General features: G+C 38.7%; 1 pseudogene. It reads right to left on the bottom strand.

Annotation, left to right across the window (positions count from 1 at the left end):
- Positions 1–616, bottom strand: a pseudogene (locus ACM0OP_RS24130) (hypothetical protein); the annotation flags it as partial.
- Positions 617–1,260: the final 644 nt, after the last annotated feature.

Raw genomic sequence — 1,260 nt, forward strand, 5'->3', positions numbered from 1 at the left:
AGAGAATATCTAAATCTCCATCCTGGTCATAATCACCTAAAATAGGAAAACCACTCAAGGAAGTTATTGAGTTACTACTTTTTTCAATCTCAACAAAGCTTCCATTCAAAACAACTATAGTTTTATCATCCTCAACCTTGAGTTGAGATAGTTTATCTGTACTTAAACTTTCCCCACGCACCAAAGCTGAAAAAATCGCCCCTTCATCCCCAAGGGAGTCCGTGTCATTAATATAATAATCGACAAAATGACCGTATTCTTCCAACAAAACTTCAACAACTGCATCTAAATTGTTAGTATTCTCGCTCAGAAACTCTTGCGCTAAATAAATCCTATTTGTTGCCCCTGCAAAAGCCCCATTTGCCCCTTTAATTTCACTCCTCGAACGAATCTCAATTTTCGGTGGTATCACCAACCCATTTACCCAAGCATCTTGCCAACCTGCCGGTGATATACCAAAGGACAGCGTCATCTTTTCTCTAAAATCCGGTCTTTGAGCAAACTGCTGAAGTTGTTTCTGAGCGAACTGAGTTGCTGTTTGTACCACAGCACCTATCAAATCATTATGGGTTAGCCCATTCAAGTTCTGTGTATCGAAAAATTTTATAGGGGTCATCTGTTTAAGTAGATGCTTGATGTAGCAATTGTGAGTTTGTTTTTAATTAACGATACTCTAAAGTGTAACTACAAACAAGTGATACTTTTAACAATTTATATTTGCTTACTGTTGAGATTACGGAAGTAATTTAACGTGATTTCAACGGAGAGTAAAGGCTGAAAAGCTTGCTGGGTAATAACTTGAACCAATAGGATGCCAAAGAATGAAGAAAATGGAGAGGGAATAGTTGAAAAAATGAGAAAAAATGCCCAGACTAAAAATATCTAAGAAAAACCAAGGTCTCGGCTATCGAACTCACATATTCTTAAGGGAAACCAAGTTGGGACATAAGCACAAACACTCACCAGAAAATTCTTAAGGGAAATTATCAGCGCAGCCCAGGACTCGCACCCCGCCAAATTCTTAAAGGAAAAGATAAACGCACCGCATGAACCGCACCCCAGGAAATTCTTAAGGGAAATGATGAGTGTTGATAGCAAGTCCTGAAGTGGGAACACTGGTAAAAGTTGCGTTTATCAATTATGAACTTACTGAACTTTTTATAATGGTGTAGAAATTATCCAACCACCTTCATTAACAACAGAACTTGAACCTCGCATGACTATTCGTCACGCGATTCCTGCTTCAACGATCTCTGCCTG

Origin of the sequence: Nodularia chucula CCY0103, assembly GCF_963923915.1 — a bacterium.
Classification (GTDB): Bacteria; Cyanobacteriota; Cyanobacteriia; order Cyanobacteriales; family Nostocaceae; genus Nodularia; species Nodularia chucula.